This window comes from Streptomyces sp. NPDC092369 (genome assembly GCF_044755245.1).
Classification (GTDB): domain Bacteria; phylum Actinomycetota; class Actinomycetes; order Streptomycetales; family Streptomycetaceae; genus Streptomyces.
Window position 1 is genome coordinate 1,272,420 of record NZ_JBIVQP010000002.1, and the last position, 20,600, is coordinate 1,293,019.

19 protein-coding genes are annotated in these 20,600 nt (G+C 72.8%); 13 read left to right on the forward strand and 6 right to left on the reverse strand.

What is annotated here, in order from left to right; genetic code table 11:
• Positions 1-74 precede the first annotated feature (74 nt).
• On the reverse strand, positions 75-314 hold the full coding sequence (locus ACIQI8_RS15380; protein WP_401721332.1) for a chaplin: 240 nt from the start codon (positions 312-314) through the stop codon (positions 75-77).
• A 257-nt stretch (positions 315-571) separates the two neighbouring features.
• Between ACIQI8_RS15380 and ACIQI8_RS15385 the strand changes: the two genes are divergently transcribed.
• From ACIQI8_RS15385 to ACIQI8_RS15425, 9 genes are read left to right on the forward strand one after another with little or no spacing between them, the layout of a single operon-like run.
• Complete coding sequence (locus tag ACIQI8_RS15385; RefSeq protein ID WP_402349515.1) at positions 572-1,666, forward strand: DUF3344 domain-containing protein; 1,095 nt, start codon at positions 572-574, stop codon at positions 1,664-1,666.
• Positions 1,667-1,720: 54 nt separating this feature from the next.
• Positions 1,721-2,896 (forward strand): glycosyltransferase, encoded by a 1,176-nt coding sequence (locus ACIQI8_RS15390; RefSeq protein ID WP_402349518.1) that lies wholly within the window; start codon positions 1,721-1,723, stop codon positions 2,894-2,896.
• Entirely contained in the window at positions 2,893-4,317 is a 1,425-nt protein-coding gene (locus ACIQI8_RS15395) for a sugar transferase (protein WP_402349521.1), read from the forward strand. The genes ACIQI8_RS15390 and ACIQI8_RS15395 overlap by 4 nt, the downstream gene beginning before the upstream one ends.
• Before the next feature lie 4 nt (positions 4,318-4,321).
• The gene (locus tag ACIQI8_RS15400; protein WP_402349524.1) at positions 4,322-5,683 is read left to right on the forward strand and encodes an O-antigen ligase family protein; all 1,362 of its coding nucleotides are present in this window, start codon (positions 4,322-4,324) and stop codon (positions 5,681-5,683) included.
• Positions 5,680-7,542: a murein biosynthesis integral membrane protein MurJ gene (murJ, locus tag ACIQI8_RS15405; protein ID WP_402349527.1), complete on the forward strand. Its 1,863-nt coding sequence runs from the start codon at positions 5,680-5,682 to the stop codon at positions 7,540-7,542. Before ACIQI8_RS15400 ends, murJ begins: the two co-directional genes overlap by 4 nt.
• Positions 7,526-8,287 (forward strand): polysaccharide deacetylase family protein, encoded by a 762-nt coding sequence (locus ACIQI8_RS15410; RefSeq protein ID WP_402349529.1) that lies wholly within the window; start codon positions 7,526-7,528, stop codon positions 8,285-8,287. The genes murJ and ACIQI8_RS15410 overlap by 17 nt, the downstream gene beginning before the upstream one ends.
• Complete coding sequence (locus ACIQI8_RS15415) at positions 8,284-9,459, forward strand: glycosyltransferase (RefSeq protein ID WP_402349532.1); 1,176 nt, start codon at positions 8,284-8,286, stop codon at positions 9,457-9,459. The genes ACIQI8_RS15410 and ACIQI8_RS15415 overlap by 4 nt, the downstream gene beginning before the upstream one ends.
• Complete coding sequence (locus tag ACIQI8_RS15420) at positions 9,456-10,112, forward strand: lipopolysaccharide biosynthesis protein (RefSeq protein ID WP_402349535.1); 657 nt, start codon at positions 9,456-9,458, stop codon at positions 10,110-10,112. The genes ACIQI8_RS15415 and ACIQI8_RS15420 overlap by 4 nt, the downstream gene beginning before the upstream one ends.
• Entirely contained in the window at positions 10,109-11,194 is a 1,086-nt protein-coding gene (locus ACIQI8_RS15425; protein ID WP_402349537.1) for a GNAT family N-acetyltransferase, read from the forward strand. Before ACIQI8_RS15420 ends, ACIQI8_RS15425 begins: the two co-directional genes overlap by 4 nt.
• A gap of 22 nt (positions 11,195-11,216) precedes the next feature.
• Here ACIQI8_RS15425 and ACIQI8_RS15430 read toward each other — a convergent pair whose 3' ends face one another.
• On the reverse strand, positions 11,217-12,581 hold the full coding sequence (locus ACIQI8_RS15430; RefSeq protein ID WP_402349540.1) for a glycoside hydrolase family 26 protein: 1,365 nt from the start codon (positions 12,579-12,581) through the stop codon (positions 11,217-11,219).
• A gap of 120 nt (positions 12,582-12,701) precedes the next feature.
• Between ACIQI8_RS15430 and ACIQI8_RS15435 the strand changes: the two genes are divergently transcribed.
• Together ACIQI8_RS15435 and ACIQI8_RS15440 are read left to right on the forward strand one after the other, a co-directional pair.
• A complete protein-coding gene (locus ACIQI8_RS15435; protein WP_402349543.1) occupies positions 12,702-14,024 on the forward strand; it encodes an ATP-grasp domain-containing protein in 1,323 nt (440 codons plus the stop codon).
• The gene (locus ACIQI8_RS15440; protein WP_402349546.1) at positions 14,024-15,283 is read left to right on the forward strand and encodes an FAD-dependent oxidoreductase; all 1,260 of its coding nucleotides are present in this window, start codon (positions 14,024-14,026) and stop codon (positions 15,281-15,283) included. The genes ACIQI8_RS15435 and ACIQI8_RS15440 overlap by 1 nt, the downstream gene beginning before the upstream one ends.
• A gap of 85 nt (positions 15,284-15,368) precedes the next feature.
• On the opposite strand, the gene ACIQI8_RS15445 is transcribed toward ACIQI8_RS15440, so the two are convergent.
• From ACIQI8_RS15445 to ACIQI8_RS15455, 3 genes are all read right to left on the reverse strand, one after another.
• Positions 15,369-16,229, reverse strand: coding sequence for a chaplin family protein (locus ACIQI8_RS15445; protein ID WP_402349549.1), 861 nt, complete (start codon positions 16,227-16,229; stop codon positions 15,369-15,371).
• Between the two features lie 113 nt (positions 16,230-16,342).
• Positions 16,343-16,570 carry a chaplin ChpD gene (gene chpD, locus ACIQI8_RS15450; RefSeq protein ID WP_124000095.1) on the reverse strand — a complete coding sequence of 76 codons (228 nt, stop codon included), beginning with the start codon at positions 16,568-16,570 and terminating at the stop codon, positions 16,343-16,345.
• Positions 16,571-16,903: 333 nt separating this feature from the next.
• Positions 16,904-17,320 carry a rodlin gene (locus ACIQI8_RS15455; protein ID WP_402349553.1) on the reverse strand — a complete coding sequence of 139 codons (417 nt, stop codon included), beginning with the start codon at positions 17,318-17,320 and terminating at the stop codon, positions 16,904-16,906.
• Positions 17,321-17,513: 193 nt separating this feature from the next.
• On the opposite strand from ACIQI8_RS15455, the gene ACIQI8_RS15460 reads away from it, so the two are divergent.
• Complete coding sequence (locus ACIQI8_RS15460) at positions 17,514-17,927, forward strand: rodlin (RefSeq protein ID WP_124000097.1); 414 nt, start codon at positions 17,514-17,516, stop codon at positions 17,925-17,927.
• Between the two features lie 252 nt (positions 17,928-18,179).
• Positions 18,180-18,590 (forward strand): rodlin, encoded by a 411-nt coding sequence (locus tag ACIQI8_RS15465; RefSeq protein ID WP_124000098.1) that lies wholly within the window; start codon positions 18,180-18,182, stop codon positions 18,588-18,590.
• 73 nt (positions 18,591-18,663) lie between these two features.
• On the opposite strand, the gene ACIQI8_RS15470 is transcribed toward ACIQI8_RS15465, so the two are convergent.
• Positions 18,664-20,595, reverse strand: coding sequence for an AMP-dependent synthetase/ligase (locus ACIQI8_RS15470; RefSeq protein WP_402349557.1), 1,932 nt, complete (start codon positions 20,593-20,595; stop codon positions 18,664-18,666).
• Between the last annotated feature and the right edge of the window lie 5 nt (positions 20,596-20,600).

Here is a 20,600-nt window from a genome sequence, read left to right on the forward strand (position 1 = left end):
AGAACCGGCCGCCCGCCCGTGATGGAACCACGGGAGGACGGCCGGCCCAGGGTGTTGCGCTGCGTCGACAGACGTCAGTCGTTGGCGCACTCGTTGCCGAACGCGGGGTTCAGCAGCGCGATGACGTTGACGGTGTTGCCGCAGACGTTGACCGGCACGTGGACCGGAACCTGGACGACGTTGCCCGACAGCACGCCCGGGGAGTGGGCGGCAGCGCCGTGTGCGTCGCTGTCGGCGGAAGCGATGCCGGCGCCGCCGGCGACGGCCGCGGCGGCGACGGTGGTAAGGGCCAGGCCCTTCGCGATACGCGACATGGAGAGGTGCTCCTTGGGGGTCGACACAAACATCCGGGCGGACACCCGGCGCTGTGTCAACGCGCGGCGCCCGCGCGGGTTGTGCCGCCAATGGAGTGATCCCGAAAAGAGGGCCCTTTCACCATTCAGACACACTTGTCACGTTTCGCCGGATTAATACGGATAGCGACTAGAGTTGCGCACCTCCTCACCCACCCCTATTGCAAGCAAATCGCATTCATGACGCCCCCTGACTTCCCGAAAGGGCCAAGCCGGTCATGCGCATTTCTCTGGGTCCGCCGCTGCGCCGCGCGACGGTGGGAGTCCTCGCCCTCGCGACGATCTGGGTACCCGGGGGCGCGCGGGCCGCCGCGCCGCCCGCCGCCGAGGCACCGCGCCTCCCCTTCGCCGAGCGCTACCACGCGGTGCAGCACGGCGGCTTCGTCCGCGCGGCCAACGCGGCCATCAGCTGCCGCACCGGCGACGCCAGAAGCGCCCCCGCCTGCCCGGCCGTCCGTGAGGGCGGCCGGGGCGCGAACGGCGACTTCGACATGTTCTACGTCGACGTCGACCGCGACCCGAACACCTACAACTCCTCCCGTGCCGAGGTCCGGCTGCCGCAGGGCGCCCGGGTGACGTACGCGCGCCTGTACTGGGGCGGCAACCTCAAGGTGGGCGAGCAGAAGCCGCCGAAGGACAACGGGCGGGTGCTGGTCGCGGAGCCCGGCGGGGAGTACAAGCAGGTCCTCGCGGACACGGTGGTGGGGCACCGGGTGGCGAAGGGCGCGGACGCGTTCCAGGCGTCGGCGGACGTCACGAAGCTGGTCCGGGAGAGCAGTTCGGGCCTGTACACCGTGGCGCAGGTCAATGTGGCGATGGGGAGGTCGGCCGCCGGCGCGTGGGGCGGCTGGACGCTGGTGGTGGCGTACGAGAGCGCGGCGGAGCCGCTGCGGCAGCTGTCCCTGTGGGACGGTTTCGACGCGCTGGAGCCCGGCGCGAGCCGCGAGATCCGGCTGCGCGGAGCGCGGATCCCGAAGGGCGCCGGCGGCCGGGCCGGGCTGGTCGCGTACAACGGCGACCGCGCACGCGCCGGAGATTCGCTCACATTGTCGACCGACCGTGGTTCGAACACCCGGTTGGCCGATTCCGCCAACCCCGGTGACGACGTACTGAATTCGACCATCTCGCAGCCCGGCTCGGCCCCGGAGGCACGGGTTCCGGCGTACTCGAACACGCTCGGCTACGACTCCGATGTGTTCGATCTCGGCAGCGCTCTGCGGCGCGGCGGTGACCAGCTGGCCTTCCGGCTCGTTTCCCAGCGGGACGCGGCATGGGCCGGCGTGCTCTTCGCGGCCGTCGACGCACAGCAGTGAGGCGCGTTCCCGCCCGCAGTCCCGAGCGCCGTCCGTGAGCGAGGAAACCGCGCAATGCACCTGTCAGCACCCGACCCTCGGCCACGGGTCCTGCACCTCACCCAGCCGGTGGACGGCGGGGTCGCCCGTGTCGTCACGGACCTGACGCGGGCTCAGCTCGCGGCCGGCCTGGACGTCACCGTCGCCTGTCCGCAGAGCCCGCTCACGGACCGGCTGCGGTCGCTGGGAGCGGACGTACGGCACTGGGAGGCGGCGCGGTCACCTGGCCCGACACTCGTTCGAGAGGTACGCCGACTGGGGCGGGTGCTCGCGGATGTGCGGCCCGATCTGGTGCACGCGCACAGCGCCAAGGCCGGGCTGGCCGGACGGCTCGCGGTACGGGGGCGGATCCCCACGGTGTTCCAGCCACACGCCTGGTCGTTCGAGGCGGTCGGCGGCACCACGGCCGCGCTGGCGCTCAGGTGGGAGCGGTGGGGGGCGCGTTGGGCCTCCCAAGTGGTGTGTGTGAGCGAAGGGGAGCGCGCGACCGGCGTGCACGCCGGGATCGACGGCCGGTGGACGGTCGTGCCGAACGGCATCGACCCCGAGCGCTTCCACCCTGCGGCCGTGGACACCGTACGGGCGGCGCTTTTGCCGGACGGTGATCCGGCGGCTCCGCTCGTGGTCTGTGTGGGGCGGCTGTGCCGGCAGAAGGGGCAGGACGTTCTGCTGGACGCGTGGGAGGCCGTGGTGCGGCGGGTGCCGGCGGCCCGGCTGGTGCTCGTCGGCGACGGCCCGGACCGTGCCCAACTGGCCGCGCGTGCCCCCGAGTCCGTGGTCTTCGCGGGGGCCGTCGCCGATCCGGTCCCCTGGTACCAGGCCGCCGATCTGGTGGTGCTGCCCTCGCGCTGGGAGGGCATGGCCCTCGCGCCGCTGGAGGCGATGGCCTGCGGGCGGCCCGTGGTGGTGACCGACGTGGACGGCGCCCGCGAGAGCCTGCCGCCGGAGCTGGCGCCGCGCTGTCTCGTACCCCCGGACCGACCGGCCCAACTCGCCGACGCGGTGGCCGAGTTGCTGCTCGACCCGCTGCTGCGCGAATCGCTCGGCCACCACGGGCGCCGATACGTCCTGTCCACGCACGACGTGCGGCACGCGGCCGAGGCGGTCGCCGCCGTGTACCGCGAGCTGCTGGGCACCGCGCCCACCGCACCCGTCGTGCCCTCCGAGTGCAGGGAGTCCATCCACTCGTGACTGCGGAAAGTACGGTCCCCTCGCCCGGCGGGCAGCCACGGGATCTCGGATTCTCACCCCTGTCGGTCATGCCGCGCGGCACCGCCGCCGGTTTCCGGTTCCCCGCCCGCCGCCCACCGGCCCGGCCCGCCTCCCCGGTGCCGCTGCTCGCCGCGGACCTCGCCGGCGCGCTGGTCGGTGCCGTCGTCCTCGTCAGGGCCCCGCACGGGCCGCTGCTGATGGCGCTGCTGGTCGCCGCGTCGGTGCTGCTGCGCACCCAGGTGCCGCGGCCGGTGCCGGGCGTGCTGGACGAACTGCCCACCGTCTGCGGCCGGATCGCGGTGGCGTGGATGGCGCTCGCGTCGCTCGTCGCGGCGCACTCCCCCCAGCACGCGCTCTCCGCACGCACCCTGCTCCTGGGCTTCCTGATCCAGTCGGCGGCGGCCTCGGCCGGTCGCGGTCTGGTGCACTGGCGCCGCCGCACGGCCCGGCTGACCCGCCCCCGTACCGCCCTCGTGGTCGGCCCGGCGGCCACCGCCCAGCGCGTGGCCGCGGCCGTCCTGCGCCATCCCCGCTCCGGCGTGCTGCCGGTCGGGATCGTCTCCGAACGCCCGGACGGAACCGACGGGTTGCCCGTTCTGACGACGGGTCAGGAAGTGCAGCGGGCGCTCATCCAGAACGGCGTACGGGACGTGCTCTGCGTGCATCCCTCGGTGCGGACCCAGCAGGGGCCGCTGCTGCGGGCGCTCGCCGAGTCGGGCTGCGCGGTGTGGGAGGTCGACGCGGACTCCCCGTCGTACGCGTCCGACCACCAGTTCGCCGGCTTCTCCTGCCGGCGGCTCGACATGGGCTACGGGCGGCGGCGCGGCAGCGTCGGCAAGCGGGCGCTGGACGTGCTGGTGTCCGGGACGCTCCTCGCGCTGGTCAGCCCGCTGCTGCTGGTGTGCGCGGTGGCGCTGCGGCTCAGCGACGGACCCGGAGTGGTCTTCCGGCAGGAGCGCATCGGCAAGGACGGACGCCCCTTCACCCTGCTGAAGTTCCGCACCCACCGGCCGGTCGACGAGCACGAGTCGGCGACCCGCTGGAGCGTGGCGAACGAGCACCGCATGTCGTGGTTCTGCCGCTTCCTGCGCCGCACCTCGCTGGACGAGCTGCTCCAGCTGTGGAACGTCTTCTGGGGCGACATGAGCCTGGTCGGACCGAGGCCCGAACGCCCTTACTTCGTCGCCAAGTTCAGCCAGACCTACCCCGGCTACGCGGCCCGTCACCGGATGCGGACCGGGATCACCGGGCTCGCCCAGATCCACGGGCTGCGCGGCGACACCTCGATCGAGGACCGGGCCCGCTTCGACAACGCCTACATCGACAACTGGTCGCTGTGGCAGGACATCTGCATCCTGCTGCGCACCGCCGCCTCACTCGTGCGTCCGACGGGAAGCTGAGCCGATGAGCCACGCGCTGACCCTGCCCAGGGTGCGGGAGTGGTCCCCCGTCCTCCCGGTGATCGCCGTGATCGCCCTGCTCGGACTGCCCCTCGCGCCCGGCGGCGACGGGGGCGCAGGCCCGGCCGACGCGGTCTCCGCGCTGGTGGTGCTGTACTGCGGGATCCGGCTGGTCCGGGACCGACGGCGCCCCCTGACCCGTACCTCCGCCGTGGTCCTTGGCCTGCCCGTGCTCGGACTCGCGATCGCCGCGATGGGGGCGGCCTCGCCGGGTGAGGGCATCGGCGGCCTGGGCCGCTACCTGCAGATCTTCGTGCTGGTCCCGGCGGCCGTCGTGCTGCTGGTCCGCGACCGGGGCGACTTCCGCCTGCTGGCCTGGTCGTTCGTCGGCCTCGCGCTGTGGCAGGGGGCGCTCGGCGTGCAGCAGTTCGTCACCGGGACCGGCGCCTCCTACCAGGGCGAGGACATCCGGGCCGTCGGCACCTTCGGGGCGAGCGACGTGATGGGGATGGCCACGGTCGTCTCCTTCGGACTGATCTGCGCGCTGGGCCTGGCGCTGGGGCCTGTCGGCCGAACTTCCGTACGTCGGCGAGCCCTTGCCGTCGGCTGCGCGCTCGCCCTGCTGATCCCGCTCGCCCTGTCCTTCAGCCGCGGGGCGTGGATCGCCACGGCCGCGACCTGTCTGGTGCAGCTGGTCCTCGCCGGGCTGCGACGGGCGCTGAAGGTCGGCGCGGTCGCGGTCGCCGCCGGGGTGATCCTGGTCGGCGGCTTCGGGGTCGGCTCGGCGATGCTCCAGGAGCGGATCGACAGCATCACCCAAGTCACCGACGCCCCCGACCAGTCGGTCGTCGACCGGTACACGATGTGGGCGGCGGCCGTCGACATGTGGCGCGAACAGCCGCTCACCGGCGTCGGGTTGAAGGGCTTCCCCGACCACCGGGACGCGCACGCCTCCCTCGCCCTGTCCGCCGGCAGCGACACCGAGGGCGCGGGCGCGGCCTTCCGCAAGCAGCCCCTGCTCTCCCCGCACAACATGTACCTGCTGGTCCTCGCCGAACAGGGCCTCATCGGTCTGCTCGCCCTCGCGGGCAGCTGGCTGGCCCTGCTGGTGTGCGGCCTGCACGGCCTGTGGCGCGCGCGGCGCACGGGCACGGGCCTCGACTGCGCGCTCGTCGCATGCGGCCTGCTGGTCTGGCAGCTGATCGACTTCGTGTACGCCGACATCGGCGGCCCCTCGACCGTGCTGACGGCGGTGTGCTTCGGGCTGGTGGCCTGGTGGTCGCTGGTCGGAGCCCGCGGTTTCGACCGGGCACCGGCCCTCACGCCCTCCGTCGCCCCGCGCGCCGAGGAAGCCGCCGCGCGATGACGGTGACGCCCTCACGGACCCCCGGGACCGACGCCGACACCGATGCCGACGCCAAGGCGGCCGTCCCCGCGGCCCGGGCGCAGTCCGACCGCGTCACCGAACACGCCCCGGTCTCCCGCGGGTTCCTCGCCAAGGCCGCGTTCGTCACGGCCACGATGTCCATCGCGGGCGCCCTGCTCGGGCTGGTCCGCGATCAGGCGCTGGCTCGGCTGTTCGGGGCCGGCAGCGAGACGGACGCGTTCCTGGTCGCCTGGACCGTGCCGGAGTTCGCGGCCACGCTTCTGATCGAGGACGGCCTCGCCTTCGCGCTGATCCCGGCGTTCAGCCTGGCCCTGGCCCGCCGCGCGCAGGGCGCCCCAGGCGACCCGGTGCGCGCCCTGGTCGCCACCACACTGCCCCGCCTGTCGCTGGCCTTCGTCGCGGTCGGCGCCCTCCTGGTCGCCGCCGCGCCCTGGGTGGTCGAGGCCCTCGCCCCGGGCCTGCCCGACCGCGCACTCGCGGTGGACTGCACCCGCCTGACGGCGACCTGCGTCCTGAGCTTCGGTCTGGCCGGGTACTGCAGCGCGGCCCTGCGCGCCCACCGCCGCTTCCTCGCCCCGGCCGCGATCTACGTCGCCTACAACACCGGCATCATCACGGCGATGTTCGTCCTCGGCGGGCGCTGGGGGGTGCGCTCGGCCGCGGTCGGTGTCGCGGTCGGCGGGCTGTTGATGGTGGCGATCCAGGCGCCGTCCCTGGTACGGCAGTTGAGGCGCGGGGCGAAGTCGGCGGTGGGCTCGGCGAGTACGGCGGCCGGGGCCGGCGTGGACGCGGCCGGCGCGGGCACAGCGGGCACCGACGCGGCGGGCGTCGGCTCGTCGGACGCGGGCGGGCAGAGCGCGGCAGGCACCGCGAGCACGGCGGTCGGCACCGGCACCGGCACCGGCATCAGCTCCGGTGGCTCTGACACCACCACCGGGGTCGGCGCCGGCAAGCAGACCATGCGCCCCATCGACTTCGCCCTCGTCGCGACCGTCCTGCTGTTCGCCCTGTGCCGCCAGTCGCAGGTGCTCATCGAGCGCTTCCTCGGCTCCACCCTCCACTCCGGGGCCATCTCGCACCTGAACTACGCGCAGAAGGTCGCGCAGATCCCGATGACGCTGTCGATGATGCTGTGCACGGTCACCTTCCCGGTGGTCGCGCGGGCGCTCGCCGACGGCGACACCGAGCGGGCCCGTGGCCGGGTGGAGAGCGATCTGGCGCTGGCCGCGGCCATGGTGCTGCTCGGTGCGGCCACCGTGGTCGCCTGCGGCCCGCAGATCATCGAACTCCTCTTCCAGCGCGGCGCGTTCACCGCCAAGGACACGGCGGCGACGGCGGGCGTGATGCGCGTGTACGCCCTCGGTCTGCTCGGCCAGACCCTCACCGGCGTCCTGGTCCGCTCCTACTTCTCGGCCGGCCGGGCCGCCTGGTACCCGGTCGTCGCGATGGCCGCCGGCATCGTCGTGACGTCCTGGATCGGCGCCTGGACGGTCGTGCCGTGGGGCGTCTGCGGCATCGCCCTCGCCAACGCGACCGGCATCACCGTCACCGCCGTACTCCTGCTGGCCGGCATGGGCCCGCGCAGCGTGCCGATCCGCACCCGGCGGGTGCTGGTGGAGCTGAGCAGGCCGGCCCGGGCCGCGGTGGTCGCCGCGGTGGCCGGGGCGTTCGTCGCGAGCCGGATCGACTCCGCCGTACCGGGCCTCGCCGCCGGCACGGTCACCGTGGCCGCCGTCTTCCTCCTCCTGTGCTGGGCCCTCGACGCCGAGGGCGTCGTCCCCGCACTCCGTTCCGTCCGTTCCGCGACCCGAAGGCTGACGCATGGCCGCACCCGTTGACTCCCCAGCCACCGCCGGCCGCCGCGCGCCCGGCCCGGTCCCGTGGGTGGCGATGTACCACTCCGTCGGTGACTGCTCGGACGACCCGTACCGCATCACCGTCACCCCCGAACGCCTCGACGCCCAGCTGGGGTGGCTCGGCCGGCGCGGTCTGCGGGGCGTCTCCATGGCCGACCTGCTCGCCGCCCGGACCCGCGGCGAGGGCCGTGGCCTGGTCGGGCTGACCTTCGACGACGGGTACGCCGACTTCGTCGAGAGCGCCCTGCCGGTGCTGCGGCGCCACGGCTTCGGCGCGACTCTCTTCGTGCTGCCCGGCCGGCTCGGCGGCGACAACGCCTGGGACCCGCTGGGCCCGCGCAAGCCGCTGCTGACCGCCGACGGCATCCGGCGCGCGGCCGACGAGGGCGTGGAGATCGGCTCGCACGGCCTCACACACGTCGACCTCACCAAGGCGGACGACGCCACGCTCAGGGCCGAGGTCGCCGAAAGCCGTTCCGCGCTGGCCGAGTTGACGGGCGTGCTGCCCATCGGCTTCTGCTACCCGTACGGCACGATCGACCAGCGCGCCATGGACGCCGTACGGGACGCCGGGTACGCGTACGCGTGCGCCATCGACCCCGGCGAGCTCAACGGCCTGCTGGCGCTGCCCCGCGTGCACATCGGGCAGAACGACACCTCCCCGCGCCTGCACCTCAAGTACCGGCTGCACCGCCTGCGTCGGCGTCCCGTCGAGGGGCTGCGGTGAAGGCGCTGCACGTCATCACCGGCCTCGGCGTGGGGGGTGCGGAGCAGCAACTGCGGCTGCTGCTGAGGCACTTGCCCGTCGACTGCGATGTCGTGACGCTGACCAATCCGGGCGCGGTCGCGGACGGTCTGGTCGCGGACGGGGTGCGGGTCACGCACCTCGGCATGGCCGGCAACCGTGACCTGCCCGCGCTGCCCCGCCTGGTCCGGCTGATCCGCTCCGGCCGCTACGACCTCGTGCACACCCACCTCTACCGGGCCTGCGTGTACGGCCGGCTCGCCGCCCGGCTCGCGGGTGTGCGCGGGATCGTCGCCACCGAACACTCCCTGGGCGACTCGCAGATGGAGGGCCGCCGCCTCACGGCGGGCGTGCGCGGGCTGTATCTGGCCAGCGAGCGCCTCGGCCGGTCCACGGTCGCCGTCTCCCCCACCGTCGCCGAGCGGCTGAGGCGCTGGGGCGTGCCCGGGCCGCGCATCGAGGTCGTCCCGAACGGCATCGACCTGACCCACTTCGGCTTCGACCCGGTCCGGCGCCACCGCACCCGCCAGCGGCTCGGGCTGCCCGAGGGCGCGTACGTCGTCGGCGGTGTCGGCCGGCTCACGGCGGCCAAGCGCTTCGACGTCCTCATCCACGCGCTGGCCCGACTGCCGCGGGACTACTGGCTGTTGCTGGTCGGCGGCGGCCCGGAGGAGAACGTCCTGCGGCGCACCGCGCACGAGGCCGGGGTCGCCGACCGGGTCCTGTTCACCGGCGAACGCCCCTACGTCGGCGACGGCACCCCCGGCCCCGATCTGCCTTCCCTCACCGCCGCGATGGACCTGCTCGGCTCGCCGTGCCCCGAGGAGGCCTTCGGCCTGGCGATCATCGAGGCGCTGGCGTCCGGCCTTCCGGTGCGCTACGCGTCCTGCCCCGCGATCGAGGACCTGCCCCCCGGTGCCGCGTCCGGCGCGCACCAAGTGCGGGGCGGGGCAGCGGAGTTCGCCGCCGCGATCGCCGCGGCCCGCGCCGTGGGACCGGGGCCGCGCGCGGCCCCCGACGCGGCCCGCCACTACTGCATCACCCGCAGCGCCGCCCAGTTGATGAACGTCTACGCGGCCGCGGTCCCCGAGAAGTCGTCGTCGTCCTCGTCCTCGTCCTCGTCCCCTTCACCCCAGGGAGCCAGTTCCCCATGACCGAGAACACCTCAGGCCCACGCCGTCCCGCCGCCCTGACCCGCGCCCGGGCCCTGCCCCCGTGGACCCTCGTCGCGGCCGGCGCCCTCGCCGGCGGCCTGCTCGGCGGCGGGTACGGCCTGGTCCAGCCGGCCCAGTACACGGCCACCAGCTACGTCGTCGCCGTACCCACCGAGAAGTCCGACCCGGCCTCCGCGCTGGGCTTCGCGCAGGCCTACGGGCGGGTCGCGACCCAGCTCGCGGTGCTCGGGGACGCGCAGGTGTGGGCGGGCGTGCCGGTGAAGACGCTGCAGTCGAGCGTGCAGACGGCGACCTCGCCGGACGCCCCGATGGTCGCGATCACCGCCACCTCCGACCGCGCCGACCGCGCCGCCGACATGGCCAACGCCGTCTCCCGCGCGCTGACCCGGCACGCGAACGACGTCAAGGCCACCACCAACGTCGAGCTCCAGCAGTTCGCCCGCGCCACCAAGCCGACCGCCCCCTCCTCGGCCTCCCCGGCGGTGACCGGTCTGGTCGGGGCGAGCGCGGGCGGGCTGCTCGGCGGCCTGGTGCTGCTGGTGCGGCCGCGCCGGACCGCCGCCGCCGAGGCCGGCCGGCCCGCCTCGGTGCCCGGTCCGGCCGTCGCCGCCGAAGCCCACGGTCAGCTGTGACGTACACGACCCGACTGGTCACCGACGAGAGCGAGTTCGCCGAACTCGGCGCGGACTGGGCGCGGCTGTACGCCCGTTGCCCGTCCGCGACCCCGTTCCAGAGCCACGCCTGGCTGCACTCGTGGTGGCTGTCCTACGGCAGGCCCGGCCGACTGCGGCTGCTCCTGGTACGCGACGGCGCCGAACTCGTGGGCGTGGCACCCCTGATGCGGGTCCGGCGTCCGGTGCCCGCGCTCGTGCCGCTGGGCGGGGCGATCTCCGACTACGGGGACGTCCTGCTGGACGAGGAGCGCGGGGAGGCGGCCGTCACCGCCCTCACCGAGGGGCTGGCCGCCTGTGCCCGCACCGCGCTGATCGACCTGCGCGAGGTGCGGCCCGGCGGCGCGGCCGAGCGGGTCTACGAATGCTGGCGCGGGCCGCGCCGCCGGGTGGGCGACTCGCTGTGCCTGGAGCTGCCCGCCCTGCCGATGGCCGAGCTGGTGGCGCGGCTGCCCTCGGGCAAGGCCCAGCGGGTCCGCGCCAAGCTGCGCAAGCTGACCGCGCTGGGCGTCGAACGGCACGTCGTGACTCCGGACGAGGTGGACAAGGCCCTGCGCCGGCTGCTGGAGCTGCACCAACTGCAGTGGCAGGGGCGGAAGGTGACGTCCGAGCATCTGCGCCCGCGCTTCTGCGAGCACCTGGTGCGCTCGGTCGGGCCGATGGTCCGCTCCGGGGACGCGGTCGTCACCGAGTTCCGGCTCGACGACGACGTGGTCGCCGTCGATCTGACCCTGCTGTCCCGGCGGCTGGCGGGCGGCTATCTGTACGGCGCCCACCCGTGCCTCCGCGAGCGCAAGGCGGACGTGGCCGTGATGCTCCTCGACGCGTGCGCCGAGCATGCCAGGGGGACGCTGAGCCTGCTGCGGGGCAACGAGCCGTACAAGCATCACTGGCGGCCCGAACCCGTCGTAAACCAACGGCTGTTGCTCGCCAGGCGCCGCACCGCCCCGCTGCTCGCGGCGGCCGTGTGTGACGTGGCGGCGCGGCGGCGGGGCAAGGAGCTGGTGCGGACGTGGAGGGAGCGCGGTGGCGGCGGACCGTGAACGGCCCGCCGCCGGTCCGGACTCACCGGTTGCGCGACCACCAGTCCAGGCGCAGGCACAGCTTCCCGCCGAGCCAGTACTCGACCCAGTCGCCGAGGTCCATCGGCGAGCAGTTGGTCGGGTGCTGCGGGGTGGGCGGTGTGCTGGGCTCGGTCGGCTTGGGCGGAGTGGTCGGTTCGGTCGGCTTGGGGGGTGTGGTGGGCTCGGTCGGTGTGGTCGGGGTGTCGGTGCGGCCGAAGAGGACGGATCGGTAGACCTTGGACGACTTCGGGTTGGACGAGCACTGCCACACACCGTGCGGGCAGTAGTCGGTGAGCGTGTTGTACAGCGGCTTGTGCTCGTCCATCCAGGCGAGCATCCGCTTCATGTACTCGGCGTTGTCACCGTTGCGGAAGAGTCCCCATTCCGGATAGGAGATGGGCTTGCCGTGGGATTTGGCGAAGTCCACGTGCTCCTGGAGTCCGTAGGGCTCTTTCACCTGCTCGTCGAAGGTCAGCCCGGACGGCTGGTCGTAGGAATCCATGCCGAGGATGTCGACGGTGTCGTCACCCGGATAGCACTGCGTCCAGGGAATGGCGTCCCGGCCGCGCGTCGGCGTGAAATCGAACCGGAATCTCTGGCCCGGCACCGACCGCATGGTGGTGACGATCCGGTTCCAGTACTTCTTCCAGGACTCCGGGTCCGGCCCGCAGCGGGAGGTGTACGTGACGCCGTTCATCTCCCAGCCGAGCACGATCACCGTGTCCGGCACCTTCAGGTCGACAAGGCGCTGGGCGAGCGCCTTGAAGTGCCGGTCGAAGTCGCCGGCCGCGCCCTGCCGCAGCAGCGACCGCACCTGGGCGTCGGGCACGCCCTCCTCGTTGCGCTCCAGCATGGGGACGTTGAGGACGAGCATCCGGTCGTCCCGCTCGGTGCGCCAGTCCGCCCACACGTCGAGGAAGCCGGGCGGTCCCTCGATGTTGCTCCAGCGGTCGCCGGGCAGGTAGGTGTGCCCGACCCGCAGCTCGGCGCCGCCCAGCCAGCGGCTGAGCTCGGCGATCCGGGCCACCCCGCGGGCGCCGTAGTCGAGGTAGGCGCCGAAGGCCGGGGTGTCCTTCTTCGGCTCGGGGGGCGGGGTCTTGGTCGGCGGGGTCGGCACGGACGGGGTCTGGCCGGCCGGAGTCTGGACGGCCGGGGTCTGGACGGGCAGGGGCTGGGGGGCCGTCGGGGCCTGAACCGCCGGCTGCGGCACCGCGGGTGCCGGGGACGTCGGCGTCGGAGCGGGAGGATCGGCGACCCGCACCACCCCCGCCGCGAAGCCAGGTCCGGACGCCAGGACAGCCGACACGACGACGGTGGCCGTCACGACCGCCAGCCGCCGGGACCGGGGACGTCGCTGCTGGGTCATACCTGCTCCTTTCTCCACTCTCGAATCTCCACTCTCGGACTTCCTTTACTGACACTCAGTCATATGAACGGCAATCACGCCACCGCCACTACGGCCTTCGAGTGAGAAGAAAAAATGCCCGTGTCGCTGTTTGACATCCGCGTCCCCGCGGTTCTCCTGCGAATCGACCGGAATCCCTTTCACCACGGCACACTCGGCGCCGTGCGCTCGCTCGGCAGAGCGGGGGTGAATGTGCACGTGGTCGCGGACTCCACCGGAAGTCCCGTTTCCCGATCGCGTTTTGTACGTCAATTGCACCCACCGCCGCCACCGGGCGCGGCCGCCCATGACATCGCCGTCGCGCTGCGCCGGGTGGCCGCCCGGATCGCCCGCCCCGCCGTGCTGATCCCGATGGACGACGCCAGCGCCGTCGCGGTGGGCGGGCTGCGCGACGAACTCGCGCCCTCCTACCTGCTGCCCGCGATGCCCGGCGCGGTGCCCGAGCACGTCGCCGACAAGGCCGAACTGGCCGACCTGTGCGCCGCGTTGGAGGTCCCGCACCCGACCACGCTGATCCCCGACAGCCCGGCCCAGGCCGCCACCGCCGCCTGGCAGCTGGGCCTGCCGCTGGTGGCGAAGTGGAGCCGGCCCTGGCTGGTGCCGACCGGCACGGGCCTGCGCAGCACGGTCGTCGTGCACTCGGCGCAGGAGGCGCGCGAGCTGTACCTGCGCTCCGAGGAGGCGGGCAGCCGGCTGCTGCTCCAGGCGTTCCTGCCACCGGGCCCCGAACGCGACTGGTTCTTCCACGGCTACGTCGACCGCTCGGGCGCCGTCCGCGGCGGCGGAGCCGGCCTCAAGCTGCGGGCCTGGCCACGCGGCGCGGGCCTGACGGCGGTCGGCCGCTGGACGCCCAACCCGCAGGTGACGGCACTGGCCGAACGCCTCACCGGCGAACTCGGCTACCGGGGCATCCTCGACCTCGACTTCCGCCGCTGCGGCCGCACCGGCCGCTATCACCTCCTCGACTTCAACCCGCGCCCCGGCGCCCAGTTCCGCCTCTTCGCCGACGGCACCGGCCTGGACGTCGTCCGCGCCCTGCACCTGGACCTGACCCACCGTCCGCTGCCGGAGCCGGCGCCACTGGCCGGGCGGGAGTTCGTGGTGGAGAACTACGCCCCGCTGGCCGCGCTGCGCCCCGCCCCCGCCGGCCGCGAACTGGCCTGGCACGCCGAGGACGACCGCGAACCCGGCCGCGCCCTGTGGCCCCTGTGGGGCCGCCATGTCTCCCACCGCCTCCGCGACCGCGTGCGCACCGCCGGCGCGGTGTCCGGCCCCTCGGCAGCACCCGCCCGCGTGGTGCACCAGGCCACCGCCCCGACACCCGGCCCGTCCCCCCTCACGGACCCGTCCGACCTGTCCGACCCCTCCGACCTCTCCGACGACGAGAAAGCGAGCAGTTGCTGATGTACGACCTGCTGGTGGTGGGCGCGGGCCCGTACGGCCTGTCCATCGCGTCCCACGCCGCGGCCGCCGGGCTGACCCTGCGTGTCTTCGGCCGCCCGATGGCGTCCTGGCGCGACCACATGCCCGGCGGCATGTTCCTCAAGTCGGAGCCGTGGGCCTCCAACCTCTCGGACCCGGCGGCCCGTTGGCGCCTGGACGTCTACTGCGAGGGCCAGGGCGTGGCCGCGCGGCACGGCGAGCCGATCCCGGTGGAGATGTTCGCCGACTACGGGCTCTGGTTCGCCCGCAACGCCGTGCCGGAGGTGGACGAGCGGACGATCACCCGTGTCGCGCCCTGCCCCGGTGGCTTCGAGGCGGTCACCGACGACGGCCAGGTGCTGCACGCGCGGACGGTCGCGCTGGCCGTCGGGGTCATGCCGTTCGTGGAGATCCCCCCGGCACTGCGCACCCTCGACTCCTCACTCGTCACCCACAGCAGCCACCACAGCGACCTCGCCCGCTTCCGCGGCAAGGACGTCACCGTCATCGGCGGCGGCCAGGCGGCCCTGGAGACCGCGGCCCTGCTCGCCGAACAGGGCACGCGCGTAAGGGTGTTGGCGCGAGCCGACAGGCTGTGCTGGAACGACGTACCGCCGCCGTGGGTGCGCCCCTGGTGGCAGTCGGCCCGCTCCCCGCACAGCGGCCTGGGCTGCGGCTGGCGCAACTGGTTCTACGCCGAGCGCCCCGGCCTCTTCCACCGGCTGCCCGAGCGGACCCGGGCCGGCATCGCCGCGAGCGCGCTCGGCCCCGCGGGTGCCTGGTGGGTACGGGAGCGGGTGGAGTCGGGCGTCGAGGTGCTGCTTGCCCACGAGGTCACGGCGGCACGCGCGGTACCGGGCGGACTGCGCCTTGAGGCGCTGGACCGGAACGTGGGGTCGCTGCGCGCGCTGGAGACCGAACACGTCATCGCGGCAACGGGGTTCACCGCGACCCGCGAACGCCTCTCCCTGCTCTCCGACGACCTGCGCACCGGCCTCGCGGCGGTCGCCGACGGCTCCCCCGAGGTCGGCCGCGACTTCGAGTCCTCGCACCCCGGCCTCTTCATGGCGGGCCTGGTCACGGCCGCCGGCTTCGGCCCGGCGATGCGCTTCGTGCACGGGGCGACCTACACGGCGGGGGCACTGGTACGGGGAGTTCGGCGCCGGCTGCGGACGAGCCCGGCCGGCGGGGCGATCCCGGCGCCGGCGAGCGGTGGGAGCCAGGTGCGGGTGCGCCGCTGACGAACGCCGGGTGCCGGACACGAACCGTCCGGCACCCGGCGCACCTCGTACCGCGTGTACTGCTCGTACTGCTCGTACTGCTCGACTACCGGTGGGACCCGGCCCGACCGCGCCGGTAGAGCACGGCGCCGGCCACGATCATCGCCGCGCTGACCCCCGAGGCACCGAGCATGGCCTCGCTGCCGGTGTGCGGCAGGGTGGGCGGAGGCGTGTGGTCACCGCCACCGGGGGGCGGGGTGTACGGCGGGGGCGTGTGATCCCCACCGGGCGGAGGCGTGTGGTCGCCGCCGGGGGGAGGCGTGTGACCGCCGCCAGGGGGCGGCGTGTGGTCACCACCGGGCGGAGGCGTGTGGTCACCTCCGGGCGGAGGCGTGTGGTCGCCACCGGGGGGCGGGGTGTGATCGCCGCCAGGGGGCGGCGTGTGGTCACCACCGGGCGGGGGCGTGTGATCGCCACCGGGAGGCGGCGTGTGGTCACCACCGGGCGGGGGCGTGTGATCGCCACCGGGAGGCGGGGTGTGATCCCCACCGGGCGGAGGCGTGTGGTGGCCGCCGGGCGGCGGTGTGTGGTCTCCGCCCCCGCAGTCGTCGCCGGAGCCGTAGCCCGAGTCCTCGCAGTCGTCGTCCGACCCGTAGCCGGAGTCGTCGTCGCCGTACCCGGCGTGACCGTGGTGCCTGCCGCCGTGCGAGCGGCCGTGGGTGGCCTGGTCCTCGGCACAGGAGTTGCCGAACGTCGGGTTCAGGGCGGCGACCACGTCGACGGAGTCGCCGCAGGCGTTCACCGGTACGTCGAGCGGGGCCCCGACGCTGTTGCCGGACAGGACACCAGGTGAGTCCGTGGCCGCGCCGCCCGTGTGCGTGTCGGCCAGGGCGGGGCCGCCGCACAGGGACAGAATGCTTGTCGCGGCGGCCGCCGCGACCATTCCCTTGCTCAGGGTCTGTCGCATCTCGTTGTCTTCCTGCCTGAAGAAGGAGTGGAAAAAGCCGGCCTCGGACCGGGAAAAGACGTCCAAGGCCGGCTGTGACGCAGCCGAACGGCTGGTGCCTGCGCGTTACGAGGTCAGTCGTTGACGCACGTGTTGCCGAACGCCGGGTTCAGGAGCCCGATGACGTTGATCGAGTTGCCGCACACGTTGACCGGAATGTGGACGGGAACCTGGACCACGTTGCCCGAGAGGACACCCGGCGATCCGATGGCGGCACCCTCGGCACCGGCGTCGGCGAAGGCCGGGGCGGCCAGGCCGAGGGCCATGACGACGCCCGCGACGACTGCGGCGGTCTTCTTCATGAGCTTTCCCTTCTCTGCGGTCATGCTCTGGTGACGGCCGAAACCGAGCGAGCACATTGGAGCGGCTCGCCATGACCTGCAGGCTGCAAAACGAGGGATAGACAGCGGAAGAAACTACGGAACATGAGCCACCGGATAATTCACTCGAACGCTCCGTGCCGAATTGACATATTGACCCACGAGGAGCAGTAACGCTTCTTCTCAAGCGGGCACGCGGAAACGTCGCACGGGCGCGAACACGGTGGGGAATGTCGTGGCGAGGCTCGGGCGGCCGCACCGGAGAAACCGGTGGGCCACCCGAGCCGTGTCTGCCGGTCGGTCGATCGCCCCGAGTCAGCTGCCGGCGGCGCCGTTGCCCGACAGCACCGGGATGTTGTCCAGGATGTGCGACGCCGGCTCGTCACCCTTGGCCTGGGTGGAGTTCTCCGCGCACTGCTGGTTCTGCGGCGCCGACAGGACAGGCACGTCCTGCAGCACGGTGACCGGGACCAGGACGCCCACGATGGAGGCGGCGTTGACCTTGGCCGGCAGACCGACGCAGAGCTTGTTGAGGCTGCCCTGCACCAGGGAGGCCTGGGGGCTCATGGCGCCCTTGGTCTTGGCGTTGCCGTAGTCCTGCTCGGCGCCGTTGCCGTTGGTGGTCGTGACGCCGTCGTCGTTGCCAATGGCCAGCGCCTGGGGGGCAGTCGCGGCCGATACTCCGGCGACAGAAGCCGCGACCGCGGCTGCGGCCATTGCCTTCTTGAACATTTCTCCGGTCCTTTCCTGACGGGAGCACACATTCCTGCTTCCACCTCAACAAGGGGCGGCCGGATAGGTTTCGTGACTTCACCCGGTCGGATTCCACGTGGGCCATTGGAGTGAACGGCAGCAACCATGCGGCCCAGCGCCAGTTGTGCAGGTCGCTCCGGTGGACGGGGTTACTCCAGAAGGGACCACGCAAGTGATCAAGAAGGTTATGGCTGCCGCGGCGATCGCCGCCTCCGTCGCCGGTGTATCGGCCGCGACCGCGCCCCAGGCGCTGGCTATCGGCAACGACGGTGGAGTCACCACCACCAACGGCAACGGTTCCGAGCAGGTCTACGGCAACCAGGCCACGTACGGCAACATGAGCCCCCAGATGGCGCTCATCCAGGGCTCTCTGAACAAGCCCTGTGTCGGTCTGCCGGTCAAGGGCAACCTGGCCTCGCTCGTCGGCGTGGTGCCGGTGACGGTCGCGCAGGACGTGCCGATCCTGTCGGCCCCGCAGAACCAGCAGTGTGTCGAGAACTCCACCCAGGCCAAGGGCGACGAGCCGCTGTCGCACATCCTGGACAACATCCCGGTCCTGTCCGGCAACGGCTCCGCCGGCAGCTGATCACTGGGCACACGCGAACGGGCCGCCGAATTCTCGGCGGCCCTTTTGCATGCCCTTTTGCCTGCCCTTCCGCTGCCCTTCCGCATGCCTTTCCGCATTCCGTGCGGCGCGCGCCCGTCGCGTGCGCTGCGCCAATCGGGGCAAACACCGCAACCAAACGACTTCTCACGGGTTGATCAACACGCGGCTCTGCAACGGAGTCCGCTCTCCGAAACTCTGCACGGAGTCCGCTCTCCGAAAGGGAACGAAATCATGAAGAAGCTGTTGGCGACCGCCGCGATCGCTGCCTCCGTCGCGGGTGTGTCGGCCGCCACCGCGCCCCAGGCGCTGGCGATCGGCAACGACGACGGTGTCACCACCACGAATGGCAACGGCGCCGAGCAGGTCTACGGCAACCAGTCCACCCACGGCGACATGAGCCCCCAGCTCTCGCTCGTGCAGGGCACCCTGAACAAGCCGTGCATCGGCCTGCCGGCCAAGGTGAACGCCGCCTCCATCGTCGGCCTGGTTCCGGTCACCGTCCTGCAGGACGTCCCCGTCCTGTCGGCTCCGCAGAACCAGCAGTGCACCGAGAACTCCACCCAGGCCAAGGGCGACGAGCCGCTGTCGCACATCCTGGACAACATCCCGGTCCTGTCCGGCAACGGCGCCGTGGGCAGCTGACCTCAGCAGCACCGCGAGAGCGGGTCGCCGAGCACTTCGGCGGCCCGCTTTTCCGTGCCCGCCACCGGGACTCTCACGTCCGGTCGGGCTTGGCGTACAGCGCCTCTATCTCGTCCCCGTACACCGCCCGCACCGCGTGCCGCTTGACCTTCAGGGACGGGGTCAGCAGCCCGTTGTCCTCGGTGAACTCGCCCTCGACCAGGGTGAAGGCGCGGATCGACTCGGCGCGGGAGACGGCTTCGTTGGCGTAGTCGACGGCCTTCTGGACGTCCGCGCGGATGCGTGGGTCGCGTGCCACCTCGGACAGCGGGGTGTCGGCGGGCATCCTGCGGACGGCCAGCCAGTGGGCGACCGCCTCGGGGTCGAGGGTGATCAGCGCGGCCACGAAGGGGCGGTTGTCGCCGACGACCAGGCACTGGCCGACCGGTGAGCGGCTGCGCAGCCGGTCCTCCAGGACGGCCGGGGAGACGTTCTTGCCGCCCGAGGTGACGAGGATGTCCTTCTTGCGGCCGGTGATGGTGAGGTAGCCGTCCTGGTCCAGGGAGCCGAGGTCGCCGGTGGCGAACCAGTCGTCCTGGAGGACGGCGTCGGTGGCCGCCGGATTGTTCCAGTAGGTGCCGAAGACGATCCCGCCCTTGATGAGCACCTCGCCGTCGTCGGCGATGCGGATCGCGGTGCCGGGGACGGGGAGGCCGACGGTGCCGGGGCGGGGTTCGAGGGGCGGGACGATGGTCGCCGCGGCGGTTGTCTCGGTCAGGCCGTAGCCCTCGTAGACGATGATTCCGGCGGCGTAGAAGAACAGGTTGAGGTTGCGGTCGAGGGGGGAGCCGCCGCTGATCGCGTAGCGCATGCGGCCGCCGAGTTCCTTGCGGATGCGGCGGTAGACCAGCAGGTCGTAGAGGGCCCAGGCGGCGTAGAGGGGCAGGGTGGGGCCCTTGCCGGTGTCGAGGAACCTGTTCAGGTACGCCTCGCCGAAGCGGACGCCTGTGCGGTCCGCGCGGTCGAAGGAGGCGCCGCGGCCGATCTTCTCGGCGGTGGCGCGGCCGGTGTCGTGGATCTTCTCGAAGAGGTATGGGACGCCGACCAGGAAGGTCGGGCGGAACTCCTTGAAGGCCGGGCGGAGTTCGTCGGGCTTGATGCTCGGGCAGTGGCCGATCTCGATGCGCGCCATCAGGCAGGCGATCTGGAGGGTGCGGCCGAGGATGTGCGCGAGGGGGAGGAAGAGAAGGGTGGAGGCCACCTGGCGGGTGACCTCCTTGAAGATGGGGTGCAGCAGCTCGACCGTGTTGGCGGCCTCGGCGTGCAGGTTGGCGTGGGTGAGGACGCAGCCCTTCGGTTGTCCGGTGGTGCCGGAGGTGTAGCAGACGGTGGCGATGGTGTCGGGGGTCAGGGCGGCACGGCGCTTGGTGACCTCCTCGTCGGGGAGGTCGCGGCCGAGCGCGGTCAGCTCGGCCAGGGCGCCGGCGTCCAACTGCCAGGTGTGCGGCGGGTGTTCGTGGCGGGCCGTGCCCGTCGCCACCGTGTCGGCGTTCTCGGCGGTCTCGGTGACGACGAAGCGGGTGCCCGAGTCGCGGACGATCCACTCGATCTGCTCGGCGGAGGAGGTGGCGTAGATCGGGACGGTCTGGCCACCGGCGGCCCAGATCGCGAAGTCCAGGACCGTCCACTCGTAGCGGGTACGGGACATGACCGCGACCCGGCCGCCGGGTTCGAGTCCTGCCGTGATCAACCCCTTGGCCACGGCGGTGACTTCGCGGGCGAAGGCCTTCGCGGTGACCGGCCGCCAGGTGCCGTGTTCCTTGCGGCGCAGGAGTACGGCGTCGGGGGCCTCTGCCGCGTTCGTGAAGGGCAGATCGGCGGTGCTGCCGGTGGTGGGCCTGGGGGCCATGGGCGCGGTGCGGGCCTCGCGGACCGTGCCGTGTTCGTCCCTGACCAGCTCGACCTCGGTACGGGAGGCCAGGTCGGCGCGCTGCTTCGCCCGTTTCAGATCCTTGCGTACGCCCATGGCGG

Coding starts and splice junctions, on each gene's coding strand:
- ACIQI8_RS15380 (WP_401721332.1), bottom strand. CDS start 314: ATGTCGCGTATCGCGAAGGGCCTGGCCCTTACCACCGTCGCCGCCGCG.
- ACIQI8_RS15385 (WP_402349515.1), top strand. CDS start 572: ATGCGCATTTCTCTGGGTCCGCCGCTGCGCCGCGCGACGGTGGGAGTC.
- ACIQI8_RS15390 (WP_402349518.1), top strand. CDS start 1,721: ATGCACCTGTCAGCACCCGACCCTCGGCCACGGGTCCTGCACCTCACC.
- ACIQI8_RS15400 (WP_402349524.1), top strand. CDS start 4,322: ATGAGCCACGCGCTGACCCTGCCCAGGGTGCGGGAGTGGTCCCCCGTC.
- murJ (WP_402349527.1), top strand. CDS start 5,680: ATGACGGTGACGCCCTCACGGACCCCCGGGACCGACGCCGACACCGAT.
- ACIQI8_RS15410 (WP_402349529.1), top strand. CDS start 7,526: ATGGCCGCACCCGTTGACTCCCCAGCCACCGCCGGCCGCCGCGCGCCC.
- ACIQI8_RS15420 (WP_402349535.1), top strand. CDS start 9,456: ATGACCGAGAACACCTCAGGCCCACGCCGTCCCGCCGCCCTGACCCGC.
- ACIQI8_RS15430 (WP_402349540.1), bottom strand. CDS start 12,581: ATGACCCAGCAGCGACGTCCCCGGTCCCGGCGGCTGGCGGTCGTGACG.
- ACIQI8_RS15440 (WP_402349546.1), top strand. CDS start 14,024: ATGTACGACCTGCTGGTGGTGGGCGCGGGCCCGTACGGCCTGTCCATC.
- ACIQI8_RS15445 (WP_402349549.1), bottom strand. CDS start 16,229: ATGCGACAGACCCTGAGCAAGGGAATGGTCGCGGCGGCCGCCGCGACA.
- chpD (WP_124000095.1), bottom strand. CDS start 16,570: ATGAAGAAGACCGCCGCAGTCGTCGCGGGCGTCGTCATGGCCCTCGGC.
- ACIQI8_RS15455 (WP_402349553.1), bottom strand. CDS start 17,320: ATGTTCAAGAAGGCAATGGCCGCAGCCGCGGTCGCGGCTTCTGTCGCC.
- ACIQI8_RS15465 (WP_124000098.1), top strand. CDS start 18,180: ATGAAGAAGCTGTTGGCGACCGCCGCGATCGCTGCCTCCGTCGCGGGT.
- ACIQI8_RS15470 (WP_402349557.1), bottom strand. CDS start 20,595: ATGGGCGTACGCAAGGATCTGAAACGGGCGAAGCAGCGCGCCGACCTG.